Source organism: Antarcticibacterium sp. 1MA-6-2 (assembly GCF_021535135.1).
Classification (GTDB): domain Bacteria; phylum Bacteroidota; class Bacteroidia; order Flavobacteriales; family Flavobacteriaceae; genus Gillisia.
This window is the reverse complement of the sequence record NZ_CP091036.1, coordinates 1,769,201-1,783,611: the sequence shown is the minus strand read 5'-3', so window position 1 is coordinate 1,783,611 and position 14,411 is coordinate 1,769,201. Positions and strand designations below refer to the sequence as shown.

The following is a 14,411-nucleotide window of genomic DNA, read 5'->3' as shown; positions in this document are numbered from 1 at the left end:
ATAAATTTTCTTAATCATCTTCCCCTTCCTCAAAAGGATTGTTGAACGGGAGATCTTCATCAGGATCTTTATCGTCGTAGTTTACACCGGGAGGATTAAACAATCCCCACCTGTCGATATAATAATCCCAGGGATCAAAAGTTTTTACCCATTCCGCAAACAGGACTCTGAATTCTTCAATTTCTTTTCTCAATAATTGCAGATATTCCTTTTCTTTAAAATCTTCCATTAAGAAGCCATTGCACTGCACATAAATTTGCATCGCGTTTTTTCTAATAATGGTAGCGTTCTCCATTTTTAGGTCATATGGTCCATCTCCAAACGCTCCGGCTATTTTTGCAGGAATTTGAGCTGCATCTGCTCTCATAAAATCTGCTATGTCTTTGAGGTATTCATTATCTGCGGGAACAAGATCTGTTATCCGGTCTACCAGATCCAGGATTTCCATGGCCTTTTTAAATAAGGGCATCTTTTGTAATTTATCTTTCCTCATTTACCATTCTTTTTATGAAATTTAAAAGTACACTCTTATTTGGAAAAATTAAAATTCACACTAGCTTTGCACAAAAATTAGGTGAGGATAAAATATCCTGATTATTAGTCGCTTATGGAAAATCTTTGGTTATTTACTATTGCTGTTTTTACTGGCTTTTTTGCCATTAACAGCCCTGCCGGAAATATTCCTATTTTTCTCAGTCTTACTAAACAAGCAGACCGGGTAACGAAAAAGAAAATTTCAAAACAGGCTACTTTTACTGCTTTTGTCATTGTGACTGGTTTTATTATAGTAGGAAAGTATGTATTTGAACTCTTCGGAATTACTATTCCCGCGTTTAAGATAACAGGAGGAATTCTTATATTTTTCGTGGGTTTTGAAATGATACGGGCACAGGAGTCCAGCATAGACAATCAAACTGAAATTAACTTTAACGAAGGAATTTCAGTCTCGCCCCTCGCTATCCCAATCCTTGCAGGACCGGGAACTATTGTAACTGCTATGAATTTTACCACTAATGCGGGATATATTGAAATGGGAATTATAATTACAATGATCGCCCTTATAATGTGGATGAACTATTTAGCTTTCATATCCAGTGAATATTTGGTTCGTTGGATAGGGAAAAACAAGATTGTTGTTATTGAAAAGATAATGGGTTTAATAATAGCCATTATTGGAACCAGCATGTTTATTGAAGGAGTAAAACTTGCTTTTTTTGTAACAGAAGGACCTTCTTCTTTATCATATATCCAGGAGTAGGGGAAATTAGAATTTATAGAAATATTAGAAGGCTTTGCTCGTCTAATAATTAAGGATTTAAAAAAAGTAATATGAAGGATCTTAGAAATAGAAACTGTAAGTGTAACTGTGAATCCTGTACCAGAGGGAATTGTATGGATTGCTGCTGTGTAGCCTGTAGATGCAATTCCTGTAGCAGCTAAATCTTTCTGATTTTAGAGAGGTAGTGTTTATTGGTTTTGAGGGTTTCCCAGGTTATAATACGGGAAAAAAACTCTGTGCTTCTATTTAATTCCGCTAACCAGGTACATAAGTGATCCTCCCGCAGCGTGATATTGCTCCCTCTGCAGGGCACCCATGATGTGAGCATCGCGATTGGCATATTTCTCCTGATATTCAAAATAGAACTGCATATAAGCTTCCCCTGCAGCACTAAAGAAGTCAATATCTTTTTGGGTGGTAGAGTTCCAGGAGCTACCCTTCATCCATTGTTTAAGCGTTGCAAGCTGCTCTTCGTTGTCGTAGGGAGGGTACATTGCGATCGCCTTGTCTGAAAGTCGTACTTCTACGTTTTTAAGATCTTCCATTGCAAACATCCCGGGGAGGAGATCTCCCAAAGAATTATCTCCTTTGCCAAGCTTTTTCTTGCCTTTTTCTATAATAAGCTTGTATTTAATATGATCCAGGCTCTCTTCAACAGATTCGTTTTTGCTTATAGAAGTTTTTATAAGGCTTTGTACAATATTATTGGGTTCTACGCATAGAAGTGTTCCCCCGGGCTTTAAAACCCGCTTCATCTCCTTTAAAGCTTTTTGTGGCTCCGGAACGTGGATCAACACCGTTTGGCAGGTAACCAGATCAAATTGAGCATCGGGAAAAGGAAGATTTTGCGCATCTCCTTTTTTAAGCTGAAAAGGATTTCCAGTAGCTGAAAAAAAGTTCTGTAATTCAGCGTTTTCAGAAAACCATCTGGGATCACTATCTACAGCTGTTACTGAAGCTTCCTTCTGAAGATAAGGTGCAAGAATCCGGGTCCAGTGTCCATTTCCACAACCCACATCAAGCACGGAACCCAATTTATTGAGTTCCAGCCGTTGTGCAGTTAGATCGACGAAATCTTTATTCCACCAAAAATCCCGGTAGTCACCAAAATAATTTTCAGAATGTCCCTTATTTATTTTTTGATCGCTCAAATCTATTTCTTCCTGATTTTTGTCCTGATCCTGCTCCTGATGATTTTCTTTGCTGATTCCTGTTACCTCTTTGTTGCTGAGGTTTTTTCTCAGGCACCTCAAAAACTTCCATAGGATAAGAATGGTCTTCTATCACAGGGATCTTTTGATCTATTAATTTTTGAATGTCTTTAAGATAAGCTTTCTCTTCATAGTCACAAAAAGAAATGGCTTTTCCGCTTGCTCCCGCACGGCCTGTTCTTCCAATCCTGTGGACGTATGTTTCAGAAATGTTGGGGATTTCGTAATTAATAACCAGTGCAAGTTCATCTATATCTATTCCTCTTGCGGCGATATCTGTAGCTACCAGAACTCTTGTAGATTTATCTTTAAAATTCTTAAGTGCTTTTTGTCGGGCATTCTGGGTTTTATTTCCGTGTATAGCTTCAGCTTTTATCCCGGTTTTGGTAAGATCTTTTACGACCTTGTTTGCACCGTGTTTTGTTCGGGTAAAAACCAGTATTCTATCTTCGTCACCAGATTTCAGAAGATCTATTAACAACTTTTTCTTGTTGCTTTTGTCAATGAAATAAACTTCCTGGCCAATCATTTCTGCAGTAGAAGAAGGAGGAGTTACTTCCACCTTTAAAGGATTGTTCAGGATGCTGTTAGCCAGATCTAAAATAGCGTCGGGCATTGTGGCTGAAAAGAAGAGGGTTTGTCGTTTAGCAGGAATTTTTTTGATCACTTTCTTGACATCATGAACAAATCCCATATCCAGCATCCTGTCAGCTTCATCGAGTGTAAAGATTTCTAATTGGGAAAGGGAAATATAACCCTGGTCCATAAGATCCAGTAACCAACCAGGGGTAGCTACAAGGATGTCTATTCCCTGCTTTAATGCCTGTACCTGGGAATGTTGAGGTACTCCGCCAAAGATCACCAATGATCTTAAATTGCTGAAGCTTCCATATTGTTCCAGGCTTTCACCTATTTGTATTGCAAGTTCCCGGGTAGGGGTGAGGATAAGACTTCTTATTGCTCTTTTGCGTTCTGTTGTTCCGTTATTTCGGCTTAAAAGCTGAATGGTGGGGATAGAAAAAGCAGCTGTTTTTCCGGTTCCGGTTTGAGCACATCCAAGGATGTCTCTTCCGTCTAATATTGCTTGTATTGATTGTGCCTGTATAGGAGTAGGATTTTTATATCCCGCTTTTTGAACTGCCTTCTGTAAAGGTTCAGTTAATTCTAATTGATTAAATGTCATGTATGGATTATAAATGCTGCTCAGTAATTTTTGGAGCAGGCTTGTGAAATGTTGCTTTAAGGAGAAGTTAGCAACGAGTGGCAAAGGTACTACTTTTTTTTGAATGCTTATTTCCTGAACATTTTGATGTTCAATTACAGGATCGTAAAATATTTTTGTTAACATATTTTCACTTCCTCCACATTCTTTAGTTAAACATATTTCAATTGTAATTAATTTAATAAAGTATCGTCTACTCTATAGTTAACTTTGAGAAAAAAGGAAAAAATATGAAACGACATACACTAATATTTCTGGTACTTACTGCGCTTACAGGTTTAATTGGTTTTATAGGAATCTCTTTTGCAGGGATTGAAATAGTGAGAGTACTATTTTTAATTTTTGCCGATCTTTTAATAATTTCAGTATTGGCGAGATTCTTTTTTTCGGGTACTGAGAATATGAGAATGGAGAGAATTAAAAAATAACCTCCGGTACAAATTTTTTAAAAGGCTTCAGCAAAAAGAAGTCTTTTTTTGTTCGGCTCTAAAACCCTATTTTTAGTGGTATAAAATTCAACAAGTGAAATACTTCAGTTTTTTTCTGGCCGTTATTAGCACCTCTTTAATGCTTGGTCAGCAGATGAAGCTTACCAAAGGTATGGTCATAGATTCTGTTGCTGTAAATGATAGTATAGCCGAAACTTATTCTCTTTATCTTCCCATAAATTTTACTACCGATCGAACCTGGCCAATCTTATTTATCTTTGATCCTGAAAAAAGAGGCAGGACTGTTAACCAGTTATTTCGTCAACCTGCCGAGGAACAGGGATATATTTTAGCAGCGTCTAATCACATTAATAAGGATAGTACGCTGCTCTCCAATGTTAAGGTTGCCACACGTCTTGTAAATGGTGTTCTCAACCTTCTCCCTGTAGACATGGATCAAATTTATGCAGCCAGTCTTGCTGAAGGCGCGAGGGTGGCCAGTGTAATGCCTGCAGTTATAAAAAATCTAACTGGTGTAATAGCAGTAGGGGATACCTGGATTAATACTGATTTTATTAAAAAAGGAGCGAATTTTTCTTTTGTAGGGCTTGCGGGTTATAACGATTATAGAAAATTCCTTATTGGGGAAACAGCTGTTTATCTTTCCAAATCAGGGATGCCTGCCACTACTTACTTCTTTGACGGCGGCAGGGAATGGCCGGGGATAGAGGTAATTAGCAATGCACTGGGTACTTTTACTTTACAGTCAATATCTAAAGGACGCAGAATCGCAGATCTTTCTCTTACCGAAGAGATCTACCAGAATGAACTACAATATGCCGAACAGTTAAGAGGGTCCATGCAATTTTATAAAGCATATCAACTACTGGAAAAAATGAGTACGAAATATGCAATGTATGGAAAGCAAGAGGAGCTGGAACAAAAAATGAAAGATATCAAAAAGAGTAGTGTCTTTAGAACTCAACGCTTAAGCAGTATAACAGAGCTGCTCTTACAGAGGAAGAGTACAGGGACCAGTATTTGTACTTTTTTAATGAAGACGTATATACTTCTAATTTTGAGAATCTGGGCTGGTGGAATGGTCAAATTAAGAAACTGGAAGAGTTACAAAATAGTAAGGAGAAGGCAGAAGCCGAAATGGCATTCCGGTTACAGGGCCTCCTGCAGGATCTGGCATCTAATTCTTTTAATGATCTAAAAGAGGCAAACGCTGCCATAGATCCTTTAATCTTTACCGCTATTCTTCAAACGATATTTGATAAGCAAAATCCACAGGGATATATGAATATAATCTCCCTTAGCGCCCGTGACGGAGATTATTATACGGCGCTGCTTTACCTGGAAGACCTTCTCAAAACAGGTTATGACGATCTTGAAGCTCTGTACAATATTCCGGGAACATTGGATTTAAAGCTAAGCCCGGAGTATAATAAAATTATTCAGGAGTACCTGGATGAGTCAAAATATTATAAGATTTAGGAACTAAGAACTTAGTTGTTCTTTTCTGGCGAGTGCAATGGACCAAATTAGAAGACCACAGGATACCAGACTCACTACAATCATAACATACCAGGTAATTTCATAACCAAATTTTCCAATTAGCTGCATTCCCGAGTTGTGTCCAAATATATGGCCTATAGAGAAAGCTATACTGTAAAGTGCCATGTAAGATCCCTGTTTTCCTTTTTCAGCTCTTTTTAATGCGAAGCTGTTTGAGAAAGGAAAAGCTATCATTTCTCCAATAGTTAGGAGAAACATTCCTACAATTAGAATACCTATCCATCCAGTTAAAACTACTACCACAAAGCTTAGTCCCACCAGTAGAGTTCCTGAAATTACGTGAGATAGATGAGAGACATTTCTGCCTTCCAGAAACTTTATAAGAGGCATTTCCCCCAGGAAGATTAGCAGGCCATTGAATCCCAGTATTAAACCAATTTCAAATTCTGATAAAAAATGCCGCTCTGCGTAATAAAGAGGCATGGTGGAGAAGTATTGGAGAAATACAAAGCCAAAGAGGATCATTGCTCCAATAAATATCAGGAATGGAAAATCCTTCATCGCTGCCTGTGGGTTTAACACTACCTCTTTAGGATTTTCTATAGCTTTTTTGGGATGAAGTAGTTTAAGAAGAAGAGATCCTGCAATGATACAGGTAATCCCGTCAACCCAAAATAACCCGCTGTAGCCTGCACCAGCGATAATTAGTCCCCCCACGGCGGGTCCTGCAGAGAATCCAAGGTTAATAGCAAGTCTAATAAGGGTTATAGATCTGGTGCGATTTTCTGGTTTGCTATAGGCATTAATAGCAACAAAAACAGCAGGACGAAAGGCATCTGCGACTAACATCACGAAATAAATTCCCGTACAAATTCCCCAAAAGCTCACCGGGAATTGTAATAGGATAAAAAATACTCCGGAGAACAGTAAGCTCGCGGCCATGGTTTTGTAATGACCAATTTGATCGGTCAGTTTTCCACCCAGCCAGGAACCAGCCACAGATCCCAAACCGAAGAAGGTAAGGATCCATCCCACTTCTTCCAGCGTAAAACCTCTGTTCTTTGTCAAATAAAGAGACAAAAAAGGAATAACCATAGTGCCTGCCCTATTGATAAGAGTTATGAGCGCCAGTAGCCATACCTCTTTTCTAAGGCCACTAAAAGAACCAATATACGACCTGAAGATTCGCTTAAACATTTTGAAAAATAACAGCTCAAACTTAATTCAAATTTCTATAGCCTGGGCTAAAATCCTTACTCTAGTATAGTTAAATAGTATTATTAAGTTACTTGTAGACAGTACCCGAAGAAATTTCAATTAGAGACCATCTGCAAAAAACCTTATGTTAGTTAGAATTTTTTAAATGCTACTTCCGCTTAAAGATGATTAGAGAAAATTTTAGATATATCTTGAAATGGACATTCCCAGAAAGATTGCCAGAATACCCAGCAACAGGCTTCCAAAGGCATAAAGGAAAAAAGTGAAGTATTCTCCAGTGCTCAGTAGGGATTTGTTTTCAAACGCAAAAGTAGAAAAGGTGGTAAACCCACCGCAAACACCCATAGTTAGAAAAATAATTAAATTATTCGAAATTGTACTCTCTTTGAGAGTATAACCCATTACTAATCCTAAGAAAAGACTGCCAATCACATTTACACTTAAAGTTGAGAGGATAGAAGTGTTGGCGCCAGACTGCATTACCCTATAAATTGAATATCTCAAAACACTACCAAGTCCACCTCCCAAGAAAACCAGGAAAAAACTTTTCATTATATCTCTATTTCAGAAGTGGTAGCTGCCTCAGTTACAATAGGGATATAAATTTCGGTTACCCACTCGGCAGGATTAGGAGTTGTTTCGGGATCTGTCCTAAAGACTTCAAAAGGCTGTCGCTCTTGATCAGGCCTTAAATTATTGTTTTCGAGATAGGTATAGGTGCTGTCCCAGGCTTCTTCAAGATTTTCATAATCTCCTTTTAAAGTAGCTTTCACTACTTTTTGAACGGGCATCATAGCGTTAAGGATGTTACTGTCCTGTGGAGTAATTACCAGGCTGGGAGTAAAAATGCCTACAGAATAAATTGCACTGTCGTTTTGTTCGTCCAGTTTATTGTAAACTACAAAAGGATCTCCCAGCTGCGAAATATTGTTCGCTTCCATATAGTTCTTCACCTCTGTAATCATAATTTGCATATTAACCGGGATCTGGCTTATTTTAGAAGCTGTTGTGGAGTACATGTAGAATCCTCCTCCGTGAGTGGTAAGCCCATCAACATTGACAGTGTATTGGCTCATCCTGTTTTGTACGGTAGAATCCAGTTTTTGTAAACCTGCTGCGAGGCGTGGCTTTATAATATCAGTAATTGAATTATCCCGAAAGGCAAAGGCCAGTTTCTCCTTAAAACTTTGAGAGCCTTCTAATCCCAGGGTAACCCTGGTCCCTTCTTCTACCTCTTCAAACTTCCAGTACATCCTTCCCTGGGATTCGGCAAAAGTAGGATTGTGCACTACCTGTTGTTCTATGGAATTTTCCGGTAAAACATTAGTTGTTGTTATGCTCCCATCTCCCAGTTCTTCGCTTTTCCATTCAAAACCTGCTCCTTCCCCACGGGTAGTTTTCTTGAATTCTATAACTTCATCATCGGTAGCGCTTCTCCAGGGACCCCACGATTCCCAGTTTTCCAGGTTGTTAACTTCATTAAAAATAACTGAAACAGGGGCATCTAAAACAGTAGTTTCTTCAATATGATATTCACCATCCTGGGTAGCAACATAAATTGCACCTGCTATAATGACAATTAAAAAAAGGAAGAAAAGATATTTCAAGATTTTCATTAGGGGATAAATTTATTTTTACAGTTGGACAGGCTAATATAGTTAATTTCCTAGTCGCGAATTAGTACATTTGCGGGAAAATCATTTTAAATATGCCCTGGAAACACTTTATTTGAAACTCTTTTTAAGGGTTGAAAGAATTTTATAAAGCAATATTCTTAGCATAGAAAAATAAAAATAAACAACATGAAATTAAAATTTATTGGATTGCTTCTCATGGCAACTCCTGTTTTTTTCTCCTGTAAAACTGAAACTACAAAGGGAGATTTAGCTGAGGCAGAAGTAGAGGTAGATTCTACTTTTGATTATAAGGTCGAAGAATTTGCAGACATAAAGATACTTAGGTATCAAATTCCCGGATGGGAAGATCTAAGCCTGAAGGAACAGAAATTGGTATACTACCTGGTACAGGCAGGTCTTGCAGGAAGGGATATAATTTGGGATCAAAATTACAGGCACAATTTAAAGATAAGAGCAGCTCTTGAAAATATCTATGCTAATTACCAGGGTGAAAAGGACAATCAGGACTGGCAGGAATTCGAGACTTATTTAAAAAGAGTTTGGTTCTCTAACGGAATTCACCATCATTATTCTAATGATAAAATAAAGCCGGGCTTCTCAAAAGAATATTTTGATAGCCTTTTATCTGATACCAATACTCAACTTTCGGGAGAAGCTTATGATGTTATATTTAATGATATAGATTCCAAGAAGGTGAATCTGGATGAGTCAAAAGGTCTTCTGGAAGGTTCTGCAGTGAATTTTTATGGAGAGGATGTAACAGCCAGGGAGGTGGAAGAGTTCTACAGTAAGAAAAAATCTCCGGATCCTGCAAGACCACTTTCCTTTGGACTTAATTCCAAATTGGTAAAAGAAAATGGCAAGTTGGTGGAGAAGGTCTGGAAAAGTGGAGGGTTATATGGACCTGCTATAGACGAAATAGTTAAATGGCTTGAAAAAGCGAGTGGTGTTGCTGAAAATGAGCAGCAGGGGAAGGCGCTGGATTTACTTATTCAATACTACAAAACCGGGGATTTGAAGACCTGGGATGATTATAACATTGCATGGGTAAATGCTACGGAAGGAAATATAGACTACATCAACAGTTTTATTGAGGTTTATAATGACCCTCTTGGGTACAGGGGATCTTATGAAAATATCGTACAGATAAAAGATTTCGAAATGTCTAAAAAAATGAGCGTTTTGGAAGACAATGTTCAGTGGTTTGAGGATAATGCTCCCTTGATGGAGGAGCATAAAAAAGACTCAGTAGTTGGAGTAACCTATAAAACTGTTATAGTAGCCGGAGAAGCTAGTGACGCTTCTCCAAGCACTCCAATTGGGGTCAATCTTCCAAATGCAAACTGGATTAGAGCAGAGCACGGAAGTAAATCTGTATCCCTTGGGAATATTATCGAAGCTTATGACAATGCAGGAAGCAGCGGAGTGCTGGAAGAATTTGCACATGATGAGGAAGAGATTAGACTGGAGAAAGAGTACGGGCAGGGAGCCGATAAGTTACACACAGCACTTCACGAGGTGGTAGGTCATGCCTCAGGAAAATTAAACCCGGGAGTGGGAGAAACAAAAGAAACATTAAAAAGTTATGCTTCTACTTTAGAGGAAGGTAGGGCAGACCTGGTAGGACTTTATTATTTAATGGATCCAAAAATTCAGGAGCTGGGACTAACCGATTCGTGGGAGAATACGGGAAAAGCGGCTTATGATGGGTATATCAGAAATGGATTGGTAACCCAACTAAGGAGGCTGAACATTGGAGATGATGTGGAAGAGGCACATATGCGTAACAGGCAGTGGGTAAGTGCCTGGGTTTTTGAAAAAGGAAAAAAAGAAGGAGTTATTGAAAAAGTTAGCAGGGACGGAGAGACCTTTTATAACATTAAGGATTATCAAAGACTGCGTGAACTTTTTGGAGAATTACTAAAAGAGACCCAGCGAATAAAGTCGGAAGGAGATTACGAAGCAGCTAAAAACCTGGTTGAGAATTACGGTGTAAAGGTTGATCAGGAGATCCATAAAGAAGTGCTTAAAAGAAGTGAGCAATTTAAATCTCCCCCTTACAGTGGTTTTGTAAACCCTGTCCTGGTTCCAAAAACAGGAGATGACGGAGAGATTATTTCAATTGACGTTGAGCAGCCAAAAGATTTTGCTTCTCAAATGCAAACATACTCCAGGGATTACAGTCACCTTCCTGTGGAATAAGCCTACAACGAATAAAAGTTAAATGCCCGTTTTCGAAACGGGCATTTCTATTTAGTGACGTAGATAATCTTTAAGAAAAAACAGGATTACTATAAAAGCTATAAATCCTAATAGCACATAAATACTGCCTTTGTAATATTTTTTATGAAGCACAATATCTTTCCTGTAGCTGTAGATAATTGCCGCCAAAAAGGCAACGAAAAAAAATGCTGCAAAAATCCATTGTCCGGTACTAAACATTTTAGTTATTTTAGGGCAAAGTTAACCATTTCCGGTACATTATAAATAACAAAAAGTAGTAGTCCAGGATAGCATTCAGCATTAAATACTGAACAAATACTACAACAGACAGCTTATAAATTTCAACCGATGAAAAAAAGAATTGCAGCAGTACATGAGTTCCACAGTGCATTTGGCCTGGGAATAAATAACAAACCAGTAGCCGATCTTGGGGAAGCTAAAAATCTTTTAAGATTTAACCTGATGAAAGAAGAAAATGAGGAATATCTGGAGGCGGCAAATAATAATGATCTTACAGAAGTAGCCGACGCACTTGGTGATATGCTGTACATTTTGTGCGGAACAATTATCGAGCACGGGATGCAATATAAAATTGAAGAAGTCTTTGATGAAATCCAGCGGAGTAATATGAGCAAGTTAGGGAGTGATGGCAAACTAGGTACTAAGAGAAGACGGCAAAGTTCTAAAAGGCCCACACTATTTTAAGCCTAATATCAAAAAAATCCTTGAAGAGTAAAATGTTCTTAAAGAGTCTAATAAATATTCTGGTTCTGGTTGTTATTCTTTCTGGCATTTCCTGCAAAGAAAATGGCAATACTTCAGCAACTCCGGAAAGTGACCTACGGGAAAAACCATCTACACGGGAGCAAGAGTCGGTAATTGTAGACACAATAAGAGTAAAAGGTCCTGAAAGGAATTCAACCATAAGTTCTCCTTTAACAATAGAAGGAGAGGCCAGGGGGTATTGGTTTTTTGAAGCTACTGCACCTGTAGAAATTACCGATGAGGCTAACAATATTTTGGGCAAAGGATATATAGAAGCTAAAGGAGAGTGGATGACAGAGGATTTGGTCCCTTTTTCTGGAAAAATAGATTTTGATCCTTCCGGAGCTGAAAAAGGATTTTTGGTTCTTCATCGGTCAAATCCATCAGGATTACCAGAACATGACAATAGGAAAAAAATACCCGTTAAATTTCAGCAATAAAAAAAGGCCTCTATGTTAGAAGCCTTTCATATAATAATATGTGGTATAATTATTCTTTTACTTCATATCTCCATCCAAAGATATCCTCATCAATATTATACTGTATCCTCATCAATTTATTTTTTAACAAAGAAGCATAGGAATTCTCCAGTTGAGGTAATTCAAAGCTCTCTCCTTTATAGGAAAACCCCTGGATAGGATTGATTACAGCAGCTGTCCCTGTGCCAAAAATTTCTTTTAGTTCGCTTGCTTTTGCTGCTTCAACAATCTCCTTTACAGGAACTCTTTTTACTTCGCAATCTATATTATTAGCTTCAGCCAAAGCAAGAATACTTTTACGGGTAATCCCATCAAGAATTCTGTCATTGGTAGGAGCAGTAATTAATTTATCCTTAATTCTAAAGAAAATATTCATTGTACCAGCTTCCTCAAGATATTCGTGAGAATTAGCGTCTGTCCAGATTATTTGTTGGAATCCTGCTTCTTTGGCAAGATTAGTAGGGTAAAATTGTGCCCCGTAATTTCCAGCAGCTTTTGCGAAACCAACACCACCATCGGCAGCACGGCTGTAATGTTCAGAAAATTGAACTCTCACTTCTCCTGTATAATAAGATTTTGCAGGAGAGCAAATGATCATAAATTTATACTGTGATGCAGGTGAAGCCAGGACTCCCGCTTCAGTTGCAATTACGAAAGGGCGTATATATAGTGAATTACCAAATCCTTTCTTTATCCAATCCTTTTCCAGTTTTAGTAGTTCTTCAAGGGCAGAGAAAAATGACTCCTCAGGAAATTCAGGAATTGCCATTCTTTTGGAAGATTTGTTGATACGTTGTAAATTTTCCTCAGGGCGGAACATCCAGATCTTATCATTGTCATCGCAATAGGCTTTCATACCTTCAAAAACTGCCTGGCCATAGTGAAAAACTTTAGCTGAAGGATCCAGTTGAATTGGACCATAAGGGACAATTTTAGGAGCTTTCCAATTTCCGTTGTCGTAATCACATACCATCATGTGATCTGTGAAGATGTGACCAAACGTTAAGTTTTCAAAGTCAACCGAGTTAATTTTTGAAGTTGGTGCTTTTTCTATATCAATTTTGACGGAAGCATCGTTTCTCATTATGTATACTTTAGAGTACAAATTTACCTAATAAATAAGATAAAAAAAATTCAAACTTTACCTAAATTTGATGGGTTTTTGAAAATTCATCATCAATTTAAAAATAATATGAAAAATTTTTTGCTAATCCTCAGTTTTGCTTCAATTACTCTTTGTTCCTGTAAGAATAATGCGGAAGGTGAAGCTGCTACAGGAAATGGTCAGGGACAGGAAGTAGCGTATAAATCCTATGGAGAAGATTTTAAGCTTAACCAGTCCCTCACTGCTGCTGAAATGGAGGAGCGTTTTCAAAATATGAAGCCAGGAGATACCGCAGAAGTTACTTTAAAAGCAACTGTAAATTCTGTTTGTAAGAACAAAGGTTGCTGGATGACCCTGGATCTTCCTGAAGATAATGAAGATGTGATGGTAAAGTTTAAAGACTATGGCTTTTTTGTTCCGAAGGATATTGAGCAAAAAGATGTAGTTGTAAGAGGTAAGGCTTATGTTACTGAAGTTTCTGTAGATGAACAGCGGCATTATGCTGAGGATAAAGGAGAAACGGCAGAGGCAGTTGCTGCAATAACAGAGCCTAAGCGTACGCTGTCTTTCCTTGCAGATGGAGTACTAATAGAAGAATAATTTGGAGCGGGAAATTATAAAGACCTAAGTGACGGTTCCACTACCATTCATCTTCCTGAATGGAATGAGCAGTACCACTCCCGGCATGGCGCTATTCGTGAAGCAGAACATGTCTTCATCAATTCGGGTCTTCACAAAACGCTGGAATCAGGAGAAGAAACGATCTCAATTTTAGAAATTGGATTTGGAACAGGATTAAATGCGCTGGTTACCTGGAAAGAAGCAAAAGGAAAAAACCTTACAATATCCTACACTGCGGTTGAAGCTTATCCTGTTGCTCTTGAAGAAGTAGAAAAGCTAAATTTTGCTGAAGAACTTCAGGAGGAAGGAGCCAGGGAGTTTTTCAGAACAATCCACAATCTTCCATGGGAAACTATTAAAACCATTAATTCAAAATTTCAGCTTCAGAAGCAGAAGAAGTTTTTTCAGGAGATATCAGATATTGAAAAGTATAATCTGGTTTATTTTGATGCCTTTGGTGCCAGAGTTCAGCCTGAATTGTGGACGGAAGAGATCTTCGGCATTATGTTCAACGCACTAAAACCTGGCGGAATTTTAGTAACCTATGCCGCTAAAGGAAGTGTAAGAAGAGCTATGCAAACTGTGGGATTTACCGTGGAACGTTTACCCGGCCCTCCTGGGAAAAGAGAGATGCTAAGAGCTACCAAACCCGTTCATTAACACGTGTTAAACCTGTAATAAAAATTAGCCGGACCCCTGCCT

The 14,411-nt window shown here is 38.2% G+C and carries 16 protein-coding genes and 1 pseudogene; 9 read left to right on the top strand and 8 right to left on the bottom strand.

Annotation, left to right across the window (positions count from 1 at the left end):
• Window positions 1-10: 10 nt before the first annotated feature.
• Window positions 11-493 carry a hypothetical protein gene (locus LZ575_RS09035; RefSeq protein WP_235330355.1) on the bottom strand — a complete coding sequence of 161 codons (483 nt, stop codon included), beginning with the start codon at window positions 491-493 and terminating at the stop codon, window positions 11-13.
• A 114-nt stretch (window positions 494-607) separates the two neighbouring features.
• Here LZ575_RS09035 and LZ575_RS09030 point away from each other — a divergent pair, with 114 nt between their 5' ends.
• Entirely contained in the window at window positions 608-1,258 is a 651-nt protein-coding gene (locus LZ575_RS09030) for a MarC family protein (RefSeq protein ID WP_235330354.1), read from the top strand.
• 263 nt (window positions 1,259-1,521) lie between these two features.
• Here LZ575_RS09030 and LZ575_RS09025 read toward each other — a convergent pair whose 3' ends face one another.
• Together LZ575_RS09025 and LZ575_RS09020 are read right to left on the bottom strand one after the other, a co-directional pair.
• Window positions 1,522-2,430, bottom strand: coding sequence for a class I SAM-dependent methyltransferase (locus tag LZ575_RS09025; RefSeq protein WP_235330353.1), 909 nt, complete (start codon window positions 2,428-2,430; stop codon window positions 1,522-1,524).
• Window positions 2,408-3,673 (bottom strand): DEAD/DEAH box helicase, encoded by a 1,266-nt coding sequence (locus LZ575_RS09020; protein WP_235330696.1) that lies wholly within the window; start codon window positions 3,671-3,673, stop codon window positions 2,408-2,410. Before LZ575_RS09020 ends, LZ575_RS09025 begins: the two co-directional genes overlap by 23 nt.
• Window positions 3,674-3,942: 269 nt before the next feature.
• On the opposite strand from LZ575_RS09020, the gene LZ575_RS09015 reads away from it, so the two are divergent.
• The 3 genes from LZ575_RS09015 (at window position 3,943) to LZ575_RS09005 (ending at window position 5,640) form a co-directional block, all read left to right on the top strand.
• Entirely contained in the window at window positions 3,943-4,140 is a 198-nt protein-coding gene (locus LZ575_RS09015) for a DUF1328 domain-containing protein (RefSeq protein ID WP_235330352.1), read from the top strand.
• Window positions 4,141-4,234: 94 nt separating this feature from the next.
• Complete coding sequence (locus LZ575_RS09010) at window positions 4,235-5,359, top strand: hypothetical protein (RefSeq protein ID WP_235330351.1); 1,125 nt, start codon at window positions 4,235-4,237, stop codon at window positions 5,357-5,359.
• A complete protein-coding gene (locus LZ575_RS09005; protein ID WP_235330350.1) occupies window positions 5,299-5,640 on the top strand; it encodes a hypothetical protein in 342 nt (113 codons plus the stop codon). The genes LZ575_RS09010 and LZ575_RS09005 overlap by 61 nt, the downstream gene beginning before the upstream one ends.
• Window positions 5,641-5,643: 3 nt before the next feature.
• Here the strand turns inward: LZ575_RS09005 and LZ575_RS09000 are convergent, their stop codons facing one another.
• From LZ575_RS09000 to LZ575_RS08990, 3 genes are all read right to left on the bottom strand, one after another.
• Complete coding sequence (locus tag LZ575_RS09000; protein ID WP_235330349.1) at window positions 5,644-6,858, bottom strand: MFS transporter; 1,215 nt, start codon at window positions 6,856-6,858, stop codon at window positions 5,644-5,646.
• Window positions 6,859-7,059: 201 nt separating this feature from the next.
• Window positions 7,060-7,431 carry a fluoride efflux transporter CrcB gene (crcB, locus tag LZ575_RS08995; protein WP_235330348.1) on the bottom strand — a complete coding sequence of 124 codons (372 nt, stop codon included), beginning with the start codon at window positions 7,429-7,431 and terminating at the stop codon, window positions 7,060-7,062.
• The gene (locus LZ575_RS08990) at window positions 7,431-8,495 is read right to left on the bottom strand and encodes a GyrI-like domain-containing protein (protein ID WP_235330347.1); all 1,065 of its coding nucleotides are present in this window, start codon (window positions 8,493-8,495) and stop codon (window positions 7,431-7,433) included. The genes crcB and LZ575_RS08990 overlap by 1 nt, the downstream gene beginning before the upstream one ends.
• Window positions 8,496-8,681: 186 nt before the next feature.
• Between LZ575_RS08990 and LZ575_RS08985 the strand changes: the two genes are divergently transcribed.
• Window positions 8,682-10,718: a dipeptidyl peptidase 3 gene (locus tag LZ575_RS08985; protein WP_235330346.1), complete on the top strand. Its 2,037-nt coding sequence runs from the start codon at window positions 8,682-8,684 to the stop codon at window positions 10,716-10,718.
• 51 nt (window positions 10,719-10,769) lie between these two features.
• Here the strand turns inward: LZ575_RS08985 and LZ575_RS08980 are convergent, their stop codons facing one another.
• On the bottom strand, window positions 10,770-10,958 hold the full coding sequence (locus tag LZ575_RS08980; RefSeq protein ID WP_235330345.1) for a hypothetical protein: 189 nt from the start codon (window positions 10,956-10,958) through the stop codon (window positions 10,770-10,772).
• Between the two features lie 129 nt (window positions 10,959-11,087).
• Between LZ575_RS08980 and LZ575_RS08975 the strand changes: the two are divergent.
• Both LZ575_RS08975 and LZ575_RS08970 read left to right on the top strand, forming a co-directional pair.
• Window positions 11,088-11,475: pseudogene (locus LZ575_RS08975) on the top strand (hypothetical protein).
• A gap of 1 nt (window position 11,476) precedes the next feature.
• Window positions 11,477-11,944 (top strand): Gmad2 immunoglobulin-like domain-containing protein, encoded by a 468-nt coding sequence (locus LZ575_RS08970; protein ID WP_235330344.1) that lies wholly within the window; start codon window positions 11,477-11,479, stop codon window positions 11,942-11,944.
• A 49-nt stretch (window positions 11,945-11,993) separates the two neighbouring features.
• Here the strand turns inward: LZ575_RS08970 and LZ575_RS08965 are convergent, their stop codons facing one another.
• On the bottom strand, window positions 11,994-13,067 hold the full coding sequence (locus LZ575_RS08965; protein ID WP_235330343.1) for a branched-chain amino acid aminotransferase: 1,074 nt from the start codon (window positions 13,065-13,067) through the stop codon (window positions 11,994-11,996).
• A 108-nt stretch (window positions 13,068-13,175) separates the two neighbouring features.
• Between LZ575_RS08965 and LZ575_RS08960 the strand changes: the two genes are divergently transcribed.
• On the top strand, window positions 13,176-13,688 hold the full coding sequence (locus tag LZ575_RS08960; RefSeq protein ID WP_235330342.1) for a DUF4920 domain-containing protein: 513 nt from the start codon (window positions 13,176-13,178) through the stop codon (window positions 13,686-13,688).
• 93 nt (window positions 13,689-13,781) lie between these two features.
• A complete protein-coding gene (gene mnmD / locus LZ575_RS08955; RefSeq protein ID WP_311196101.1) occupies window positions 13,782-14,369 on the top strand; it encodes a tRNA (5-methylaminomethyl-2-thiouridine)(34)-methyltransferase MnmD in 588 nt (195 codons plus the stop codon).
• Window positions 14,370-14,411 lie beyond the last annotated feature (42 nt).

Bases quoted from the DNA above. Each gene is read 5' to 3' on its own strand.
- LZ575_RS09035 (WP_235330355.1), bottom strand. From the start codon at position 493: ATGAGGAAAGATAAATTACAAAAGATGCCCTTATTTAAAAAGGCCATG.
- LZ575_RS09030 (WP_235330354.1), top strand. From the start codon at position 608: ATGGAAAATCTTTGGTTATTTACTATTGCTGTTTTTACTGGCTTTTTT.
- LZ575_RS09020 (WP_235330696.1), bottom strand. From the start codon at position 3,673: ATGACATTTAATCAATTAGAATTAACTGAACCTTTACAGAAGGCAGTT.
- LZ575_RS09015 (WP_235330352.1), top strand. From the start codon at position 3,943: ATGAAACGACATACACTAATATTTCTGGTACTTACTGCGCTTACAGGT.
- LZ575_RS09005 (WP_235330350.1), top strand. From the start codon at position 5,299: ATGGCATTCCGGTTACAGGGCCTCCTGCAGGATCTGGCATCTAATTCT.
- LZ575_RS09000 (WP_235330349.1), bottom strand. From the start codon at position 6,858: ATGTTTAAGCGAATCTTCAGGTCGTATATTGGTTCTTTTAGTGGCCTT.
- crcB (WP_235330348.1), bottom strand. From the start codon at position 7,431: ATGAAAAGTTTTTTCCTGGTTTTCTTGGGAGGTGGACTTGGTAGTGTT.
- LZ575_RS08990 (WP_235330347.1), bottom strand. From the start codon at position 8,495: ATGAAAATCTTGAAATATCTTTTCTTCCTTTTTTTAATTGTCATTATA.
- LZ575_RS08985 (WP_235330346.1), top strand. From the start codon at position 8,682: ATGAAATTAAAATTTATTGGATTGCTTCTCATGGCAACTCCTGTTTTT.
- LZ575_RS08980 (WP_235330345.1), bottom strand. From the start codon at position 10,958: ATGTTTAGTACCGGACAATGGATTTTTGCAGCATTTTTTTTCGTTGCC.
- LZ575_RS08970 (WP_235330344.1), top strand. From the start codon at position 11,477: ATGTTCTTAAAGAGTCTAATAAATATTCTGGTTCTGGTTGTTATTCTT.
- LZ575_RS08965 (WP_235330343.1), bottom strand. From the start codon at position 13,067: ATGAGAAACGATGCTTCCGTCAAAATTGATATAGAAAAAGCACCAACT.
- LZ575_RS08960 (WP_235330342.1), top strand. From the start codon at position 13,176: ATGAAAAATTTTTTGCTAATCCTCAGTTTTGCTTCAATTACTCTTTGT.